Raw genomic sequence first — 19,205 nt, forward strand, 5'->3', positions numbered from 1 at the left:
GGTCAGGCCCAGGCACCCCAGTGCCGCGACGCCTGACCGCCCGCCCGCTTTCCCCCAGGAGCCCAGCATGGCCGACCTCGCCGTCCTGTACGACCGCATCCGCCCCGACGAGAAGATGCTCTTCGAGGCCCTCGACGCCCTCGGCGTTCCCTACGACAAGGTCTACACCCCGCAGCTGAAGGTCACCTTCGACGAGCACGGCCGCGCCGGCGTGCCCTGGAAGGTCGCCATCGAACGCTGCGTCAGCCAGAGCCGCGGCCACGGCGTGACCCGCGCGCTGGAGGGCTTCGGGGTGAAGGTCATCAACCCCGCGCACGTCATCGAACTGTGCGGCGACAAACTCGCCACGAACGCCGCCCTGCACGCCCACGGCCTGCCCACCCCCCGCACCGGCGTGGCCTTCGACGGCGACACGGCCCTGCACCTCATCGAGGAGATGGGCTACCCGGTCGTCCTGAAACCCACCGTGGGGTCCTGGGGCCGCATGGTCAGCCGCCTGAACGACCGCGCCGCCGCCGAGGCCGTCATCGAGCACAAGGAAGTCCTGGGCGGCCCGCAGCACGGGATCTTCTACGTGCAGGAACTCATCAACAAGCCCGGGCGCGACATCCGCGCGTTCGTGGTCGGCGGAACGTGCATCGGCGCGATCTACCGGACCAGCGAACACTGGATCACGAACACCGCGCGCGGCGCGAAGGCCAGCAACTGCCCGGTCACGCCCGAGATCGCCGACCTCGCCGGGAAGGCTGCCGCGGCCGTGCAGGGGCAGATCGTCGCCATCGACCTCGTGGAGGACCCCGGCGCGCAGAACGAGTGGGGTGGCCTGAAGATCATCGAGATCAACCACACCATGGAGTTCAAGAACTCGGTCGCTACGACCGGCGTGAACATCCCGCGCCGGATGGGCGAGTACGCGATCAGCCTGCTGTAAGACGTCCTCCGGTTGAAAGATGTGCAAAAACTTTCAACTTGAGCGGATGCGAGTGGGAGCAAAGCGGGTTCCGGGCGTGAAGTTGGCAGATCGGTGGTGTTCCGATCTGGCAACGAAACAGACGGAACCCGCACAGCGGATCAACAGGGGAGGCCCGGTGCGCCACACACCGGGCCTCCCTCTGTCCTGGGTTCAGTCGACCACGTCGATGCCCGCCGCGCGCACGCGGTCGCGCACGTCGCGCACGCCCTCGCCACTGACGCGCATCACGAAGCGGCGGCGGCCGTTCTCCCCGCCGAAGGTCGCGACACTGATGATGTTGCTCGGCAGGATCGCGTGCGTGGCCTTTTCCAGGCTGCCCGGCACGTCCGGCATGTCCAGGGTCAGGCGGTGTCCGCCCTCGCGCATGCCGAGGATGCCCGTGAACGCCCGCAGGATGTCCATGGTCGTGATGATCCCGCTGAGCTGCCCCGCGTCGTTCAGCACCGGCAGGCCGCCCACGTGATGCTCCTGCATGCGCAGCGCGGCGTCTTCCATGTACTCGCCCTCGGCGGCGGTGATGACCGGTCGGGCCATCATCTCGTCCACGGTCAGCTTGCTGAGCAGGTAGTTCAGTTCCCACACGCTGAGGGTCGTGGCCTTGCTGGGCATGGCGTCCTTGAGGTCCTTGCGGGTCGTGATGCCCACCAGCCGCCCGTGCCCGTCGAGCACCGGCAGGCGGCGGAAACCGCCCTCCTTGAGGATCTTCAGGGCGTCCATCACGGGCGTGTCGGGGGTGACGGTCACCGGGTTCCGGGTCATCCAGTCGCGAACGAGCATGTGCGCAGTGTACCCATCCGCAGGCCCCCGCAGTGGCCTGCGGAGCTCGGATCTCTGGATGGCAGCTCCATGTGAGGCGAGTCAGGTCACCTTCATTCGGCTCAGAAACGCGCGTGCTACGTTGCGCAGCATGAAGATCAGCGCCAAACTCGTGGCCCCCGTGGCCCTCGCCGCCGCCTTCGGCCTCGGGATGGTCAGCCCGCACGCGCAGACCACCCCCCAGAAGGTCGCGTTCGTGGACGTCACCAAACTCCTGGCCGCGCACCCCAACGACAAGAGCATCAAGGACATCCAGGCCAAGGCCGACACCGAACTGGGCGCCCTGGACAAGCAGATCAAGGCCATCGACGCCAAGGGCGCCAGCGCCACCGCCGCCGAGAAGCAGACCCGCGACACGCTGGTCAAGACCATCCAGGCCAAAGCCGCCGAGTACGACAAGCAGATCGATCCCAAGGTGACCGAGATCGAGCAGGCCGTCGACAAGGCCGTGAGCGCCGTGGCCAAGAGCAACGGCTACAGCATCGTCATGGACAAGACCGTCGCGGCCAAGAGTGGCCTCGTGATCTACGCGGACGACAGCACCGACCTGACCAGCGCCGTCGTCAAGAACATCAAGTAATCCCTCTCTGCGCGCTGGCTGTTCTCCTGTCACCCGGGCAGGACAGTCAGCGCCTTCACGTCTGTATGGAGGTGCCCCATGAACCGATTCCTGACGCTCCTGCCCCTGGCCCTGCTCGCCACCGTGCCCCACGCCCAGCAGAGCAAGAACCGCGTCGGTCTGGTCAACGTCCAGAGCGTGATCAAGTCGATGAGCGGCAGCAAGACCTACCTCGACCTCAACGCCAAGTCCAGCAGCGATCTCAAGGCCCGTCAGGCTGCCCTCCAGACGCTCGCCACCAAGGCCGCCAGGGGCAGCGCCGCCGACAAGGCCGCCCTGACCAAGGCGCAGCAGGACTACGCCAAAGCCCGTGACAGCTACGTCAAGCAGATCGAGGCGGCCTTCAAGCCCCTCGCCACCAAGCTGAACACAGCCGTGGCCAAGGTCGCCAAGACCAACGGCTACAGCATCGTGATGGACGCCAGCGTGGCGGCCCAGACCAGCCTCATCGTCCACGCCAACCCGGGCGTGGATCTGACCCAGGCGGTCATCAAGGAAGTCAAGTAGGCCCGCTGCGACAGACGCAAGCAGGGGAGGGCGTGCCACTGATGGGCACGCCCTCCCTCCTGTTGACTGCCGGCCTCAGAGCTTGATGGTCTCGTTCTCACCCTGGTGCGGCTGCTCGCCCTTGATCAGCCCCTTGGCGAGGCTGATCAGGCTGCGCACCTTCCCGTCGCTCTCCCAGTACTCGGCGCCGTTCGCGGCGATATGGATGAGCTGAATGTTCGGATCTTCCTTGCCCTGGGGGAAGTACGCCTTGTAGAAGTCACTCCAGAGCTCGTCCAGCTTGGCGCGGTCCTCCACGAGCTGGGCGGTGCCGTTCACGCTGACGTACACGCCCTTGTCGGGGTGGGAGTAGCTGACGTTCACCTGGGGGTGCAGGCGCATGGCGGCCACCTGCGCCGTGTCCTTCCCGCCGATGAACCAGATGTCGCCGTCGAACTCGACATCCTGGGTGGTCATGGGGTGGCCGTGCAGGTGCCCTTTCTCGGTCTGGACGGTCAGCATGGCGAACTTCACGCCGTTGATCAGGGACGCGATCTTCTTGACGCTGTCGGTGCTCGTCTGGGTCATGCGCGGAGCCTCGCACGGCCTTTCCGGGCAGAATGCAGCCACTCGCACCGTATGAACGGCGTGTCAACCCGACGTAAACCCGGCCTCACCGCCACATGAGTGGGTCCGCCCGGGCGCCCGGAGCAGGCCTGACTGACCGCGAAATGCCTGGGCCCCAACGAGTAAGGCGACCCTCCGTGTGGAGGGTCGCCGGTGAGTCGGGAGAGCCTGCGGGGTCGGTCAGGGGTCAGGCGCCTGGCAGGCGCAGCACGCCCTCCAGGGCGGTATAGGCGTCCGGGCGGGCCAGGAACACCAGTTCGTCGGTCTCGGTCAGGCGCAGTTCCGGGCGTGGCAGGCGCACCGAGCCGTCCCGCACGACCCCCACCACCTCCACACCGGGCGGCAGCGTCACCACGCCCAGCCGGGCGCCCCGCCAGCTGGCCGGGACCACGCGGCGGTACAGTTCCCGGTCACTGGAAGGAGGCGGCAGCTGATCCGCGCCCTGCGGAACGGCCGGGACGTCCAGATCGTAGGGCACGGCGGGCAGCTCGGGCTGGCGGCGCGGAATGTACCGCACGGTGTCGGGCAGCCAGGCGGGCGTCCCCGCATGCACCCCACTTTCCCGGCGGGCATGAACCTGACTGTCGATCAGCCCCCGCGCGCCACTCAGCAGATGCGCGAGCCCACTGGCCGCCAGGGTGACCGGCATGAGGGCCTCGCCACCCCAGGTGACCGTCAGGAGGGTCGCGGCGAGCGGCACGTTCAGGGTGACGGTCAGGAACGCGGCGGCGCCCACCATGGCCGCCACGGCCGGATCGACGCCCAGCAGGTTGGCCAGCCCGACGCCCAGCAGACCACCCACCCCCACGGACGGCAGGACCCCACCGCCGAGCGCGACGTGCAGGCCCAGCGCGAGAAGCACCCAGCGCCACGCGGCCTGCCCGGCCCCCTCGGCGCCCACGAATCCACCGGCGCCCAGCTGCAGCCAGCCCAGCCCGTCGCCCAGTACGGCCGGGCTGAGATTCAGGGCCGCCACGGCGGTCAGCAGGCCCACTGCGGCCGCGAACGCCGGGCGGCGCCAGCCGCGCAGGGTGCCGGAAGGCAGTGCCGCGCAGCTCAGGAGGGCCAGCCAGCCCAGCAGCGTCGCCCCCAGGGCCACCAGCAGGAAGGCCGGGAGCTGACCGGCCGCCGGGACCTGCACGTCCGGAAAGGTGAGCAGCGGCGTGAACCCGAAGGCCAGGCCGTACACGGCGGTCCCGGCGACCGCCGCGAGCAGGCAGGGCATGACGACCTCGAACTCGAACTCGAAGCGGCGGTAGAGCACCTCGGCGATCAGCACGGCCGCCGCGAGCGGCGCGTGCAGCACGGTTCCCAGGCCCGCCGCGGCGCCCGCCAGCGTCAGCGTGCGCACCTCCACCGCGTCCAGGCGGGTCACGCGCTGCATGAGGCGCGCGCCCAGCATGCCGGTCATGGTGAACGGCGCGTCCCGGCCGACCAGCAGCCCCGAGGCCTGCCCGATCAGGGTGGCGGCCAGCGTCCGCAGCTGCGCGGGCAGCCCCGGCCACTGGCCGCGCTGGTGGTAGCCCCGGACAAGCTGCGTGAGCGGATCGCCGGCGCCGGCCGGAATCAGCGCGGCGTAGGCGGCCGCCGCGACCGGCAGCGCCAGCAGGCCCCAGTGCGCGAAGCTGCCGAAGGCCATCATCAGGCCGCCTTCCCCGGAGGTGCCGGGCGGGGCGTAATCGGTCAGCCGCACGGCCAGCCCGATCAGCACGTCGAGGGCGAGACGCAGCACGATGCACAGGCCACCCACCAGCGCGCCGAGCAGCACGCTGAGCACCACCAGTCGTCCGGTTTCCAGTCGGTGCAGTACGGCGCGGGGCAACGGGGAACGCATCGCCGCCCATGCTAGACCATTTCATGCGGTGCGCGGCGGCGCGCGCCAGCCGTGAACATGAACGGCGCTTAAAGTCGCGGCGGGCCTTCACAAACTGCGCGTGGCGCGTAAGATACGTGCCGGTACTCCGGAGACGGGGCGCGGCGCGGCGCCGCGAGACCCGCCCGGCCTGAAAGGAGCTTCACCATGGCCTACGAACTGCCCACGCTGCCCTACGCCTACGACGCCCTCGAACCCCACATCGACGCGCGCACCATGGAGATCCACCACACCAAGCACCACCAGACCTACGTGGACAACGCGAACAAGGCGCTCGAAGGCACCGAGTTTGCTGGCATGCCGGTCGAGGACCTGATCCAGAAACTCGATCAGGTGCCCGCCGACAAGAAGAACGCGCTGCGCAACAATGCCGGCGGCCACGCCAACCACAGCCTGTTCTGGCAGGTCATGGGGCCCCAGGGCAGCGGCCAGCCCAGCGGCGAACTGGCCGACGCGATCAGCGCGGCCTTCGGGTCCTTCGAGGCGTTCAAGGAGAAGTTCGAGGACGCCGCCAAGACCCGCTTCGGCAGCGGCTGGGCGTGGCTGGTCGTGAAGGACGGTCAGCTGGCCGTCGTGAGCACCGCCAACCAGGACAACCCCCTGATGGGCGAGGGCGTGGCCGGCGTCAGCGGTACCCCGATCCTGGGCGTGGACGTGTGGGAGCACGCCTACTACCTGAACTACCAGAACAAGCGCCCCGACTACCTCAAGGCGTTCTGGAACGTCGTGAACTGGGACGAGGTCGCGCGCCGCTACGCCGCCGCGAAGTAACCTCAGGTCAGGAAAACGCGCCCCGTTCACAGGGGCGCGTTTCTCCTTGGTCGTTCAGGGACGCATGCGTGTCAGCATGCGCGGGAAGGGAATCGCCTCGCGGATGTGGTCGATCCCGGTGATCCAGGCGATCACGCGCTCCAGGCCCATCCCGAAGCCCGCGTGTGGCATGCTGCCCGTCTTGCGCAGGTCCAGGTACCACTCGAAGGCCTCCAGCGGCAGGCCCTCATGCTCGATGCGGGACCTGAGCAACTCGTAGTCGTGGATGCGTTCGCTGCCGCCGATGATCTCGCCGTAGCCCTCGGGCGCGATCATGTCGTCGCACAGCGCCACGCGGGGGTCCTGCGGGTCGGGCTGCATGTAGAACGCCTTGATGGCCGCCGGGTACCGCTCGATGATCACGGGGCGGTCGAAGTGGTGGCCCAGGATCGTCTCGTGCGGTGCGCCCAGGTCGTCGCCCCACTCGACGGGCTGCACGTCCTCCTGCACGTTGGCGGGCAGGTCGCGGTCCTCGATGTGCTGGCGGATGATGTCCAGCGCGGCGGTGTACGTCACGCGCGGGTAGTTCCCTTCCGCGGCGCCCGCCAGTTTGCTCTGGTCGCGCCCGAGGATCTTCAGTTCCTCTTGGCATTCGTCCAGCACGCGGCGCACCAGGAAGCTCACGAAGCGCTCCTGCAGGGCCATGTTCTCCGTATGGTTGCTGGGGACGACCTCGGGTTCGATCATCCAGAATTCCAGCAGGTGCCGGCGGGTCTTGCTCTTCTCGGCGCGGAAGGTCGGGCCGAAGGTGTACACCTTGCCGAACGCGAACGCGCCCGCCTCGGCGTGCAGCTGCCCCGTCTGGGACAGGTACGCCTTGTCCTCGCCGAACAGGTCGATCTCGAACAGTTCGGTGGTGCCCTCGGCGGCGTTCGGAGTGAAGAACGGCGCGTCGAAGCGGATGAATCCCTCGCCGTGGAAGAAGTCCACCACGGCGCGCTGCACGCTGTCGCGCACGCGCATGATCGCCCAGGGGCGGCGGTGGCGCAGCCACACGTGGCGGTGGTCCATCAGGAACTCGATGCCGTGCTCCTTGGGCGTGATGGGGTACTCGCCGTGGTTCTCGCTGATCACGGTCAGGTCCCGCAGGCTGAGTTCCACGCCGCCCGGGGCGCGCTCGTCGGCGCGGACCTCACCGGTCACGGTGACGGCCTGCTCCTGCGTGAGGCGCTTGGCCTGCTTGAACACCTCCTCGGGCACGTCGGTCTTGAAGACGGTGGCCTGCACGAAGCCGCTGCCGTCACGGAGTTTCAGGAACTGGATCTTGCCCTTGCCGCTCTTGTCCTGCAGCCAGGCGTGAACGGTGACGGTCTGCCCCACGTGCTGCGCGAGGTCGTGGATACTGGAATGAACGCTCATCGCGGCTCAGTATAGGCAGCGCGCGCCCCGGACGCCCGGGACGGACGCGGCGCGGCCACCCCGTACACTGGCCGGGTGGGTCAACCGCTTCTGGAATTCGGCATCCTTGTGGTACTGCTGATCATCAACGGCTTCTTCTCCGGCTCCGAGCTGGGGGTGGTGTCGGCCCGCCGCTCCCGGCTGCAGGCGCAGGCGAACGCCGGGCACCGGGGCGCGCGCCGCGCAGTGGAACTCGCCGAGAACCCCGGCGCGTTCCTGGCGACCGTGCAGATCGGTATCACTCTGATCGGGACCGTCAGCGCCGTGTTCGCCGGGGGGAGCCTCACGCGGTACCTGGAGGCGGCCCTGACGCCCGCGCTGGGCGACCTGGCCCCCAGCGCCGCGTCGGTCGGCGTGGTGCTGCTGGTCACGTTCCTGTCGCTGGTGCTGGGTGAACTGGCCCCGAAGAACATCGCGCTACGCAACCCGGAAGCGCTCGCCATGCGGGTGGCGCCCTTCTTCGCGGGGCTGGCGCGCGTCGCTGGGCCCGTCGTGTGGCTGCTGGAAGTCACCACGCGCGGGCTGCTGCGCCTGCTGGGCATGCGCGGCGAGACGCAGGAACAGATCACCGAGGAGGACGTCAAGGCGCTGGTCATGCAGGCCTCGGAGAGCGGCAGCCTGGAAGCGGGCGAGCGGGAACGCATCGATCACGTGCTGCGCTTCAACGACCGCCGCGCCCGCGATCTCATGACGCCCCGCGCGGACGCCGTGACGCTGCGCGCCGACCTGCCCCTGCCGGACCTGATCGCGTGCGTCCTGGCGAATCCCCACGACCGCTACCCCGTCACGGACGAGACCGGCGACGTGACCGGACAGGTGGCCGTAGCGGACCTGCTGCGCGCCGTGACCGAGGGGAGCAGCATCCTCGACCACGTGCAGAGCGTCGTGTTCGTCCCGGAAACCGCCTGGGCCGAGGACGTCCTGACCCGCCTGGCGGGCGAGGCCGGGCAGCGACTGGCGATCGTCGTGGACGAGTACGGCGTGTTCACGGGCCTGCTGACCACCACCGACCTCCTGACCGAACTGGCCGGCGTGAACACCCCGGACGACGAGGGCCTGCTGGTCATGCGCGACGACGGCAGTTTCCTGGTGGACGGCGGCATGCCCATGCACGACCTGCGGGACCACCTGCCGCTGCCCGCGCTGCCGCGCGAGGAGTTCAGCACGCTCGCCGGGTACGTGCTGGAGGTCCTGGGCGAGTTCCCTGCCGTGGGGGCCCGCGCCCGCCACGACGGCTGGGAACTGGAAGTGCTGGACCTCGACGGGCCGCGCATCGACCGGGTCCTGATCACGCCGCCGGGGCAGAGGGTATAGAGGGGTGTGGTGTGGGCGTCTGCCGGGTTGTGCCTGTGCAGGGCGTCACACCATGCCGACGTACGGTGAGTGCGTCAGGCCTGCGCAACGTGACGCGAGGAGTCGACCCCGGCCGCTGCGCTTTCTGAACTCTGCTGAAAGCCGCGTCAGGTTGGGACTGGAGCAGAGGGAGATCCTCGCTCCACAGACGAAAAAGGAAATTGACGACATAGAGAGAACAAAAAATTCACGGGCTAGTTAAATCGTGAAAGTATTCACTTATTGCTGTGATGAGGTGGCCCACCATCAGGGCAGGCCAGTCGAGTGTTACTTCAGCGCGTCGTTCATGCCCAGCACGTCCGCGACCTTCAGGCTCGCACCGCCCACCAGGGCGCCGTTCACGTTCGGCTTCGCGCAGATGCTGGCGATGTTGTCCGGCTTCACACTGCCGCCGTACAGCACGCGGATGCCCGCCGCCGCGTCGCCGTACCGTTCCTGCAGCGCCCTACGGATCGCTGCCGCGAGTTCCTCGGCGTCGTCGGCAGTGGCGGTCTTGCCCGTGCCGATCGCCCAGACCGGCTCATACGCCACGACCACGTCGGTCCCCACGCCCTCCAGGCTGCCCGCCAGCTGCGCCAGCGTGAACGGCACGTGCTCGCCGGCCTCGCGCACATCGAGCTTCTCGCCGACGCACACGATGGGGATCAGGCCGTTCGCCTGCGCCTGACGCGCCTTGGCGGCCACGACCGCGTCCGTCTCGCCGTGGTAGTCGCGGCGCTCGCTGTGGCCCACGACGGCGTACGTCGCGCCGACGTCCTTGAGCATCGCGGCGCTGATCTCACCGGTATACGCGCCGGACTCGTGCGCGGACACGTCCTGCCCACCGAAGCCCACGCCGGTGGGGAGGTTCGCGGCCAGCGCGCTCAGGGTGATCGCGGGGGCCATGACGGCCAGTTCCGCCTGCCCGGCCTCGAGTTTCTCGCCGAGTTCCTGCGCCCAGGCGCGGGCCTCGGTGGGGGTCTTGTTCATCTTCCAGTTCAGTGCCAGCAGGTTCTTCATGTCAGTTCCTTTCGAGACCGGACAGCACGTCCGCCACGGCGCCCTGCCACACGGTGGACGCCATGAACGGGCGGAAGCCCAGGTCGGTGTTGATCTTCAGCATGGGGCCGTTGCTGTCGGCGTTCTGCGTGCGGATCTCGGTCGCCTGCGGGTTCAGCCGCACGACCTCGCGCACGCTCGCCGCCTTCAGCCAGCGGCCCAGCTGGTGCCCCCGGTGCGCCGGAAGCACGCCGGTGTTCCCCTGGCTGACGATGCCCGGCTGCGCGGGCCGCCACGACACGTCGGTGAGGCCCGCCAGCGTCCCGTCTGGGGCACGCACCACTGCCACGACCGCCGTGCGCCCCCCGGCGCGGGCCAGGGTCTCCATGGAGCGCACCTCCTCCGGGGTGGTGCGGTGGTCCTCTAGGTCCAGATCGTCCCGCGGCGCGCTGTTCATGACGTTCAGCAGCTCCGCGTACGCTTCGAGGTCCGCGTCCGGCACGCCGTCCGTCCAGACCTCCAGCGTGTACCCGTCGTCCGGGCGGGTCGTCCAGGCGGCCAGCAGGCCGTCCGGGATGTCCGAGAGCAGCAGGCGGTTGACGTGGTTGCTCAGGCCCGGCTGGAACCCGGCGCAGCGCGCGAACGCCTCACCGGCGGGTACACGGTCATTCGTCTGCGTGATCAGCAGCGTCCGCCCGCGTTCCCGCATGGCCCGCGCCGCGTGGCCCAGCAGCGTCCGGCCCAGCCCACGCCTCCGCGCGGCAGGGGAGACCATGAGTTCCAGCTCGGCCAGATGCTGGTTGTCCCCGACCGTCAGCAGCTGCGTGCGGGCGTGCGCCACGATCACGCCACCCTCCTCGACCGTCCAGAAATCCAGTTCCAGGACGGGGGGCAGGTGCTGCATCTGCCCCCACACATTCGCCGGATCCGTGGGCGGGTCGTGTGGATGGGACTCGGCCCGCAGGCGGTTCAGGTGGGCCACGAGCGCCCGCGCGAACTCCTCGCTCAGGGCAGTGTGATCGCGGTGCTGGACGGCGACGGAAGTTGTGGTCATGGTGCCTCCCAGCATGTCACGGGCGGGTGCGGCGGCGCGGCGCAGGTGAGCGGGGAGGCGCGGCGGCCTCCCCGGTGCGGGGTTATTTCATCGCCTCGACGCCGGGCAGCGCCTTGCCTTCCAGGAGTTCCAGGCTGGCGCCGCCGCCGGTGCTGATGTGGTCGATCTGGTCGGCCTTCCCACTCTTGTTGATTGCGCTGACGGAATCCCCGCCGCCCACGACGGTGTACGCCTGGTTCTTCAGGCTGCCCACGGCCGCCGCGACGGCGTTCGTGCCGCCCGCGAACTTCTCGAACTCGAACACGCCCAGCGGACCGTTCCAGAACACGGTCTTCGCGCCTTTCAGGGCCTCGCTGTACAGCCTGACCGTCTCGGGGCCCGCGTCGAGGCCCTGCCAGCCGTCGGGGATGGCGTTGCTGGCGACCACCTGGGTGTTCGCATCGGCGCTGAAGGCGTCCGCGGCGATCACATCGACGGGCAGCATGATCTTGTCACCGTACTCGCGCAGCAGGCGCGCGGCGAGGTCGAGCTGATCGTCTTCGTGGATGCTCTCGCCGATCTTGCCGCCCTGCGACTTGATGAACGTGTACGCCATGCCGCCGCCGATCAGCAGTCGGTCCACGCGCGGGAGCAGGTTCTCGATGACCTTGATCTTGTCGCTGACCTTCGCGCCGCCGATGATCACCACGTACGGCCGCTCGGCGCCGTCGAGCAGCTTGCCCAGCGCGTCCACCTCGGTCTGGAGGAGCGTCCCGGCCGCGTGGGGCAGCTGCGCCGCCACGCCGCTCACGCTGCTGTGCGCGCGGTGGGCGCTGCCGAAGGCGTCCAGAACGAACGCGTCGCCCAGGCGGGCCAGCCTGCCGTTCAGGCCCTCTTCGTTCTTCTCCTCACCGGCGCTGAAGCGCACGTTCTCCAGCAGCGCCACCGCGCCCTCGGGCAGCGCCTTTACGGCGGCCAGGGTCTCGTCGCTGTCGGCGGTCCCGGCGATGAACGTCACGGGGCGGCCCAGCACCTTCTCCAGCACGGGCGCCACCGGCTTCAGGGAGTACTTCTCCTCGGGGCCGTTCTTCGGGCGGCCGAAGTGGCTCATCAGGATCACGTTGCGCGCGCCCGCGTCCAGCAGGGCGCTGATGGTGGGGAGGCTGGCGGTGACGCGCGTGTCGTCCTGCACCACGCCATCCTTGACGGGAACGTTGTAATCCACGCGCACCAGCACGCGCTTACCCTGCACATCCAGCTGACTGAGGTTCTGCATGTCGTCTCTCCGGGGAAAAAGGTGATGGTTGATAGAGGATGGACGGGCCACCTCTCTATCAACCATCAGGGGATGGCGGTCAGCCTTTCTGCTGAACCAGCTGCACGAGGTCGGCGATGCGGTTGCTGTAGCCCCACTCGTTGTCGTACCAGCTGAAGAACTTCACGAGGCTGCCCATCGCCATGGTCAGGCCGCCGTCGATGATGGCGCTGTGGGGGTCGCCCACGATGTCGCTGAGCACGATGGGGTCTTCGGTGTAGGCGATGATGCCCTTGTGGCTGCCCTCGGCGGCCTTGCGGAATACGTCGTTGACTTCCTGGGCGGTCACGTCACGCTTGAGGATCACGACGACGTCGCTGATGCTGCCCGTGGGGGTGGGCACGCGCAGGCTGGTGCCGTCGAACTTGCCCTTCAGCGCGGGGTACACCTGCGACACGGCCTTGGCGGCGCCGGTGCTGGTGGGGATGATGTTCACGGCGGCGGCGCGGGCGCGCCGGAGGTCGCTGTGCGGCAGGTCCAGCACGCGCTGGTCGTTCGTGTAGGAGTGCACGGTGGTCATGATGGCCTTCTCGATGCCGAAGGCTTCATCGATGAGCTTCATGGGCGCGCCGAGGCTGTTGGTGGTGCAGCTGGCGTTGCTGATGATGTTGTGCTGCGCGGGGTCGTAGTCCTGCTCGTTGACGCCCAGCACGACGCTGATGTCCTCGCCCTTGGCGGGCGCGGTGATGATGACCTTCTTGGCGCCGCCCTGGATGTGCTTGCCCGCGCCGTCACGGCTGGTGAAGATACCGGTGGATTCGATGACGATGTCCACGCCCATCTCGCCCCACTTGATGTTGGCGGGGTCGCGTTCGGCCAGCGCGTGGATCTTCTTGCCGTTCACGGTTAGGGAGGTGTCGTCGTACTCGACGGTGCCGTCGAACTTGCCGGCGGTGCTGTCGTACTTCAGGAGGGTGGCGAGCGTCTTGTTGTCGGTCAGGTCGTTGATGGCGACCACTTCAACGCCGCGAGCTTCCAGAACACGGAACACCAGACGGCCGATGCGGCCGAAGCCGTTAATCCCTACTTTCATGCTGTGCCTCCAGTCGTGAGGGCCGCCCCCTGTGCTGGGGCGGATGACCTCGCATGTCGCAGTGTAACGCGGGTCTCCGGATCGGCGGTTCGTGTCACCTGTACACCAAAGCATTCGTGAACCGAGTCCAAAAAAAAGGGGGCGGCCACAGCCACCCCATCCTCACGGCATTCCCAGGGCCTTACCCGGCGTTCAGCACGAACGCCACGTCCACCGTCACCGAATCGCTACTGCCCGGGTAACGCACGTCGAAATCGAAGGGATTGAACTTGAACTGAGTACTCACGTTCACCTTCCCCCCCTGCAACGTCGCCTTGACCGGCACGCTGACGCTCTTCGACGTGCCCTTCACGGTCAGGGTACCGGACGCCGTGGTGGACAGCGTCTGGCCCTCGACGAGTTTCCCGCCGGTCAGTTTCTCCAGTTTGAAGGTCGCGTTCGGGAACTTCGCGGTGTTCAGCGCCTCCGCGCCCTTGGCGTGCGTGTCCCGCAGACCGATCCCGGTCTTCAGGTTCACGACCGGGACCGTCACGCTGCCGGTCGTCGCCGCGAGATTCGCCGGATCGAGCTCCACGCTGGCGGTCACGCCCGCGATGCTGCCCCGCACCGGAATGAAGCGCACCGTGTGCGTGAAGCTGGCGGTGCCGTCCGCCGCGCGGTAGGAGGCCGCCGGCGCAGGCCCCCCCAGGGTCGAGGTGACGGCAGCCGCCCAGATCAGTGCCCGTTGCATGCCCTGATGGTGCGGCACGCAGGTGAATACTTGGTGAAACGATCAATTTTCCGCCCCGGTCTCCCGGCCGCCGCGCGCCTTTATGCGCGGGCGCGCAAGGGTTCTGTCACCCCCGGCTCCCTACGCTGCGCTCAGATCCGCTGCGTTCCTCACGCCGCACCCCGGAGGTTCCACCCATGCGCTGCACCCTCACCCTGCTCGCCGTCCTGACCGCCACGCACGCCAGCGCCGCCCAGACCACCGTCCACCTCCAGCTGGGCGTCACCGCCGTCTGTGAGCTGCGCAGCGTCACCCCCACCACCGTGGCGCTGCGCTGCACCCGGGACTACCAGCCCGGCGACCTGCGCAGCCTGCCGGAACTGGCCGGTCAGCTGCCCGCCGGGACGTGGTGGCTGGCGAGCAGCGCGGACGCCCCCGACGGCGGCACCCTGAACATCTACGCCCTGCAACCCGGCAGCGAGGCGGGCGGCCAGATCGACTACTACTGAGCCGAGTCCGGCACGTCCCCCCGGCCCCCCAGCCGGCAGCCCACGCTGCTCAGACGGCCCGCCTCCGGCCGGACCCCCACGCGTCATACTGCACGCCATGAGTTACGACCTTCTCGTCATGAAGTTCGGCGGCACCAACATGCAGGATTCGCGCGCCATCCGCCACAGCGCCTCCCTGGCCGCCCGCTCCATCCGCGCCGGGGTGAAGGTCGTCGTGGTCGTCTCGGCCATGGCGGGCGTCACGAACCAGCTGCTGAAACTCGCCGACGCCGCGCAGTCCGGCGACATCGCCGCCGCGAACGACGAGATCGCGCTGATGCGCACCCGGCACTTCACGGCCGCGCAGGAACTCGGCGCGGCTCCCGACAGCGGCACCGTGCGCGAGATCCGCGAGATGCACGAGACGCTGCGCCAGGCGGTGTACGGCGTGTACCTCCTGCGCGAACTGACTCCCCGCAGCCGCGACCTGATCGTCGCGTTCGGCGAGCGCCTCTCCGCACCCCTGATGAGCCTCGCGCTGGAGCAGGACGGCCTGCGCGCCCACCACCTCTCCGGCGGCGAGGCCGGCATCCTCACCGACAGTCACTTCGGGAACGCCAAGCCCATGCCGAACACCTACGAGCGGGTCAGGGACCGCCTGAGCGGCCTGCTGTCCGCCGGGGTCACGCCGGTCGTGGCGGGCTTCATGGGCGAAACCGAGAAGGGTGCCATCACCACCCTGGGGCGCGGCGGCACCGACTTCAGCGCCACCATCGTCGGCAAGGCGCTCGGCGCCGACGAGGTGTGGGCCTGGAAGGACGTGGACGGCGTCATGAGCGCCGACCCGAGGGTCGTGAAGGACGCGCGCAACATCGAGGTGCTCTCCTACGGCGAGGTGATGGAACTCGCGTACTTCGGCGCGAAGGTGCTGCACCCGCTGGCGGTCACACCCCTTCAGGAGAGCGGCATCCCCCTGCGCGTCAAGAGCGCCGCCGACCCGGACTTCCCGGGCACGCTGGTGCAGGCGCAGGCGCGTGACGAGGCCGGGCATCCGGTCAAGGCCGTCACCGCGATCCGCAACGTCAGCATCATCAACGTGAGCGGTGCGGGCGTGCTGGGCATTCCCGAGGTGATCGCCAGCGTGTTCGACGCGATCGCCCGCGAGAACGTCACGCTGCTGATGGTGTCGCAGTCGTCGAGCATGAGCAACGTGTCACTGGCCGTGCAGACCGTGGACGCCGAGCGCACCCTGGCCGCCCTGCGCGCCGGGGTCAGCCTGGAACTGAAGGTCGAGGAGCAGCCCGGCGTGGCGGTGCTCGCCATCGTGGGCAGCGGCATGCGCGGGCAGCGGGGCGTGTCCGCGCGGATGTTCACGGCGCTGGCCGAGCAGGACGTGAACGTGCTGATGATCTCGCAGGGCAGCAGCGAACTGAACGTGTCCGTCGCCGTGGAGGCCGACCACGTGGACGCCGCCACCCTCTCGGTGCACCGCGCCTTCGATCTGGGCGCGACCGCCACCGCCTGATCCACACAGGCTCACGACACTGTGCGGGGCACCGAGGATCTTCCCGGCGCCCCGCACACCTGGTGACGGGAAGGCGGCGTGCGGTGCAGGCGCGCTCCTCGCGCGGCCTAGCGGGTATCGCTCTCCCCGGCCGGACTCCGGCGCAGGTGCGGCCAGCGGCGCGCCATCAGGATGTACAGCCCCGCCACCCAGGTCACGCTGGCCGTGAAGCCTGCCAGCACGTCGGACGGGTAGTGCACGCCCAGGTAGTTGCGGCTGATGCCGATAGCCAGCGCCCACAGCACCCCGAACACCGCCACCGGCCACCCGGCCCGGGACCGCCAGAACACCAGGGTCAGCGCGAACCCGAACGCGGCGTTCGCCATGGCGTGCCCGCTGGGAAAACTGAATCCCGGCTCGGTCAGGACGGCCATCAGTTCGTCCGGGCGGGGCCGCTGGAACACCACCTTCGCCACGACGTTGAGCAGCGTGGCCCCGGCCACCCCCGTCACCAGGAACCAGCCGTGCGCCCGGCCGTTCGACTGGCCCAGCAGCCACGCGATCGCCAGCACCACGAAGGGCAGGATCGTCACGCCGCCCAGCAAGGCCAGCAGTTCCGCGAAGCGCGTCAATTCCGGGGTGCGGCGCTGCGCGTACCAGTTCAGCACCGCCTGATCCCACGCGAAGCCGCCCTCTCGGAACACCTCGTGGGTCAGGTGCGTGAACAGCACGAAGGGCGCCATGACGCCCAGCAGCAGCAGCAGCAGGGAACGCCAGTGCGTCCGGACGAACGGCAGGAATTCACGCCGGGAACGGGGAAACATCCTGTCATTACAGCCCGCCGCCCGGCCTGACCGCACGGGGGGCCGCTTACGCCTTGCTTAACGCTTCTGCGCCCTTTGGCGTAGCCCGCCCTGCGCCACCCGGTGCATGTGCGCGACCCCCTGTGCGGCGCACCATGTGAGGCAGAAGGAACGCGCCCAGCACGGGCTGCCAGTGGGGCGGCGGCGCGACCTCAGGAGCAGAGATGCAGCACGACCTCAACCAGCTTCACGCGCAGGATCTCCTGCAGGAAGCCCAGCACGCCCGCCTCGTCCGGCAGGCCCAGGCCGCCCAGCGGCAGCCCCGCAGGCCCGGCGCCCTGCGCGCCCTCCTGCACCGCCTGCGGCTCGCGTGATCCGCCGCCCGACACCCAGAGCGCCGCTCCCTTCCCCGTGAAGAGGAGCGGCGCTCTTGTTCAGGTGCTCAGGCGATGGGGGCCGCGCGCGCCTCGCGTTCGGTCAGGAAGGTCTTGACGCTCTGGGCGGCGCGCATGGTCATGCCGGGCACCGCCGCGATCTGCTCGACCGGGGCGCTCGCCAGATCCTCCAGGCTCGTGAAGTGCTCCAGCAGCGCGTCGCGCCGCTTCTGCCCGATGCCCGGCAGATCGTCGAACACGCTGCGCAGCATGGATTCCCCGCGCAGCTTGCGGTGGTACGTCACGGCGTAGTTGTGCACCTCGTCGCGCACGCCGATCAGCATCCGCAGCGCCGGGTGGGTGTGCGGCAGCAGCAGTTCACGGTCCACGCCGACCTCCGTGCCGGTCTCCAGCCACCACTGCGCGCCGTACCGCCCGGGGAGGATCAGGCGTTCCTCCCGCTTGGCGAGGCCCACGACCGGGATGTGCACGTTCGCCTCCTTCAGGGCGTCCAGCGCGGCGTTCACCTGCCCGCGCCCCCCGTCGATCAGCAGCAGGTCCGGGAGGGGCAGCTTGTCGCTGAGGCTGCCCGTGAAGCGCCGCGTGATCGTCTGCCGCATGCTCGTGTAGTCGTCCGGGTGATCCAGGCCGCGCACCTTGAAGCGCCGGTGCTCCCCGCGCCGTGAGCGGCCCCCCTCGAACACCACCATGCCGGACACGATGTTCGTGCCGAAGAGGTTGCTGTTGTCATAGCCCTCGATCCGCCAGGGTCGGTCCGGGAGGGCCAGCACCTCGCGCAGCGCGTCCAGGCCCGGGTGGTCGCCCCGGCGTTCCAGCAGCGCCATCTCGGAATCCAGGCCGTTCTGCGCGTTGCGCTGCGCCATGTCGATCAGATCGACCTTGTCGCCGCGTTTGGGGGTGCGCATCTCGACCTTGCGCCCGGCCTTCTCCGACAGGAAGTCACTCCAGGTGGGGGCGTCCTCGAAGTCGGCGGGCAGCAGGATCAGCGGCGGGACGTGGGTCGCCTGCGTGTAGTAGTCCTGCACGAACGCCTCGACGATCTCGCCCAGCGGGGCGTCCTCCGTGCCGGTCAGGAACCGCTTGTCGCGTCCCACGACGCGCCCGCCGCGCATGCGGAACAGCTGCACCATCGCGTATTCCCCGGCCTGCGCGGCGCCCAGGAAGTCCAGGTCGGTCTCCTCGCTGACGAAGGCGTGCTGCTCGGTCCCGAACAGTTTCTCGACGGCCTGCACGCGGTCGCGCACTCGGGCGGCCTGCTCGAAATCCTGTCCCTTCGCGGCAACCTTCATGTCCTCGCGCAGCCGGGCGATGACCGGTGCGGCGCGGCCCTCCAGCAGACTGGTCACGTCCTCCACAACCCGCGCGTACTCGTCGGGATCGGCGCGGTCCACGCAGGGGCCCAGGCAGCGGCCCATGTGGAAGTTCAGGCAGGGGCGCGGCTTGTGCTGCATGGGCAGCCCACTGTTCTTCCGCAGCGGGAACATCGTGTCGATCAGGTTCTTCACGCGTCGCACCGCCGACGAGTCCGGGTACGGCCCGTAGTAGCGCCCGCCGTCCTTGAGCACACGCCGCGTGACGACCAGCATGGGGAAGGCCTCGTTCGTCAGTTTCAGGAACGGGTAGTGCTTGTCGTCCTTCAGCGTGACGTTGTAGTGGGGCCGGTGCTGCTTGATGAGATTCGCTTCGAGCACCAGCGCCTCGACCTCGTTGCGGGCGGTGATGAACTCCAGCGTGTCGGCCAGCGCGGTGAACTTCCCGCTCTTGCCGCCCGCCTTGAAGTGCTGGTTGACGCGCGAACGGAGGTTGTTGGCCTTGCCGATGTAGATGGGTGTCCCGCCCTTGCGGAAGATGTACACGCCGGGCGTGGTGGGCAGCACGGGCAGGTCGTCGGGATGCACGCCACGCAGCATAGTGGAGCGGCAGAACGGTTTCCGTGACGGTGGGTGCGAAGCATAAATCTGATCAGAGAGAACAGATGATTCACGAGTTAGC

19 protein-coding genes are annotated in these 19,205 nt (G+C 68.9%); 7 read left to right on the forward strand and 12 right to left on the reverse strand.

What is annotated here, in order from left to right; all coding sequences use genetic code 11:
• Positions 1-67 precede the first annotated feature (67 nt).
• Complete coding sequence (gene lysX, locus AUC44_RS07760; protein WP_062158118.1) at positions 68-931, forward strand: lysine biosynthesis protein LysX; 864 nt, start codon at positions 68-70, stop codon at positions 929-931.
• A 192-nt stretch (positions 932-1,123) separates the two neighbouring features.
• Here lysX and AUC44_RS07765 read toward each other — a convergent pair whose 3' ends face one another.
• Entirely contained in the window at positions 1,124-1,750 is a 627-nt protein-coding gene (locus AUC44_RS07765; protein WP_062158119.1) for a CBS and ACT domain-containing protein, read from the reverse strand.
• 130 nt (positions 1,751-1,880) lie between these two features.
• Here AUC44_RS07765 and AUC44_RS07770 point away from each other — a divergent pair, with 130 nt between their 5' ends.
• On the forward strand, positions 1,881-2,369 hold the full coding sequence (locus AUC44_RS07770) for an OmpH/Skp family outer membrane protein (RefSeq protein WP_062158120.1): 489 nt from the start codon (positions 1,881-1,883) through the stop codon (positions 2,367-2,369).
• A 78-nt stretch (positions 2,370-2,447) separates the two neighbouring features.
• Positions 2,448-2,915 (forward strand): OmpH family outer membrane protein, encoded by a 468-nt coding sequence (locus AUC44_RS07775; RefSeq protein WP_062158121.1) that lies wholly within the window; start codon positions 2,448-2,450, stop codon positions 2,913-2,915.
• A 75-nt stretch (positions 2,916-2,990) separates the two neighbouring features.
• On the opposite strand, the gene AUC44_RS07780 is transcribed toward AUC44_RS07775, so the two are convergent.
• Positions 2,991-3,482, reverse strand: a complete 492-nt coding sequence (locus AUC44_RS07780) for a pyridoxamine 5'-phosphate oxidase family protein (RefSeq protein ID WP_062158122.1) — start codon at positions 3,480-3,482, stop codon at positions 2,991-2,993.
• 226 nt (positions 3,483-3,708) lie between these two features.
• Positions 3,709-5,355 carry a chloride channel protein gene (locus AUC44_RS07785; protein WP_062158123.1) on the reverse strand — a complete coding sequence of 549 codons (1,647 nt, stop codon included), beginning with the start codon at positions 5,353-5,355 and terminating at the stop codon, positions 3,709-3,711.
• A 186-nt stretch (positions 5,356-5,541) separates the two neighbouring features.
• Here AUC44_RS07785 and sodA point away from each other — a divergent pair, with 186 nt between their 5' ends.
• Positions 5,542-6,165: a superoxide dismutase [Mn] gene (sodA, locus tag AUC44_RS07790; RefSeq protein WP_062158124.1), complete on the forward strand. Its 624-nt coding sequence runs from the start codon at positions 5,542-5,544 to the stop codon at positions 6,163-6,165.
• Between the two features lie 54 nt (positions 6,166-6,219).
• On the opposite strand, the gene asnS is transcribed toward sodA, so the two are convergent.
• The gene (gene asnS / locus AUC44_RS07795; protein WP_062158125.1) at positions 6,220-7,563 is read right to left on the reverse strand and encodes an asparagine--tRNA ligase; all 1,344 of its coding nucleotides are present in this window, start codon (positions 7,561-7,563) and stop codon (positions 6,220-6,222) included.
• A 75-nt stretch (positions 7,564-7,638) separates the two neighbouring features.
• Between asnS and AUC44_RS07800 the strand changes: the two genes are divergently transcribed.
• Positions 7,639-8,916: a hemolysin family protein gene (locus tag AUC44_RS07800; protein ID WP_062158126.1), complete on the forward strand. Its 1,278-nt coding sequence runs from the start codon at positions 7,639-7,641 to the stop codon at positions 8,914-8,916.
• Between the two features lie 306 nt (positions 8,917-9,222).
• Here the strand turns inward: AUC44_RS07800 and tpiA are convergent, their stop codons facing one another.
• The 5 genes from tpiA to AUC44_RS07825 form a co-directional block, all read right to left on the reverse strand.
• Entirely contained in the window at positions 9,223-9,954 is a 732-nt protein-coding gene (tpiA, locus tag AUC44_RS07805) for a triose-phosphate isomerase (RefSeq protein ID WP_062158127.1), read from the reverse strand.
• A gap of 1 nt (position 9,955) precedes the next feature.
• Positions 9,956-10,987 (reverse strand): GNAT family N-acetyltransferase, encoded by a 1,032-nt coding sequence (locus AUC44_RS07810; RefSeq protein WP_062158128.1) that lies wholly within the window; start codon positions 10,985-10,987, stop codon positions 9,956-9,958.
• An 82-nt stretch (positions 10,988-11,069) separates the two neighbouring features.
• On the reverse strand, positions 11,070-12,242 hold the full coding sequence (locus AUC44_RS07815) for a phosphoglycerate kinase (protein ID WP_062158129.1): 1,173 nt from the start codon (positions 12,240-12,242) through the stop codon (positions 11,070-11,072).
• 79 nt (positions 12,243-12,321) lie between these two features.
• Entirely contained in the window at positions 12,322-13,314 is a 993-nt protein-coding gene (gene gap, locus AUC44_RS07820) for a type I glyceraldehyde-3-phosphate dehydrogenase (protein ID WP_058976542.1), read from the reverse strand.
• 181 nt (positions 13,315-13,495) lie between these two features.
• The gene (locus AUC44_RS07825; protein ID WP_062158130.1) at positions 13,496-14,044 is read right to left on the reverse strand and encodes a YceI family protein; all 549 of its coding nucleotides are present in this window, start codon (positions 14,042-14,044) and stop codon (positions 13,496-13,498) included.
• A 176-nt stretch (positions 14,045-14,220) separates the two neighbouring features.
• Between AUC44_RS07825 and AUC44_RS07830 the strand changes: the two genes are divergently transcribed.
• Both AUC44_RS07830 and AUC44_RS07835 read left to right on the forward strand, forming a co-directional pair.
• Entirely contained in the window at positions 14,221-14,532 is a 312-nt protein-coding gene (locus AUC44_RS07830) for a hypothetical protein (protein WP_062158131.1), read from the forward strand.
• Between the two features lie 97 nt (positions 14,533-14,629).
• Positions 14,630-16,036, forward strand: a complete 1,407-nt coding sequence (locus AUC44_RS07835; protein ID WP_062158132.1) for an aspartate kinase — start codon at positions 14,630-14,632, stop codon at positions 16,034-16,036.
• A 107-nt stretch (positions 16,037-16,143) separates the two neighbouring features.
• On the opposite strand, the gene AUC44_RS07840 is transcribed toward AUC44_RS07835, so the two are convergent.
• The 3 genes from AUC44_RS07840 to uvrC all read right to left on the reverse strand — a co-directional run bounded on the left by AUC44_RS07840 (position 16,144) and on the right by uvrC (position 19,111).
• Positions 16,144-16,839 (reverse strand): phosphatase PAP2 family protein, encoded by a 696-nt coding sequence (locus AUC44_RS07840; RefSeq protein ID WP_062158133.1) that lies wholly within the window; start codon positions 16,837-16,839, stop codon positions 16,144-16,146.
• Positions 16,840-17,030: 191 nt separating this feature from the next.
• Entirely contained in the window at positions 17,031-17,207 is a 177-nt protein-coding gene (locus AUC44_RS16475; protein ID WP_157445231.1) for a hypothetical protein, read from the reverse strand.
• 53 nt (positions 17,208-17,260) lie between these two features.
• Positions 17,261-19,111 (reverse strand): excinuclease ABC subunit UvrC, encoded by a 1,851-nt coding sequence (gene uvrC / locus AUC44_RS07845; protein WP_062158134.1) that lies wholly within the window; start codon positions 19,109-19,111, stop codon positions 17,261-17,263.
• Between the last annotated feature and the right edge of the window lie 94 nt (positions 19,112-19,205).

The sequence above is a fragment of the Deinococcus actinosclerus genome (assembly GCF_001507665.1).
Classification (GTDB): Bacteria; Deinococcota; Deinococci; order Deinococcales; family Deinococcaceae; genus Deinococcus; species Deinococcus actinosclerus.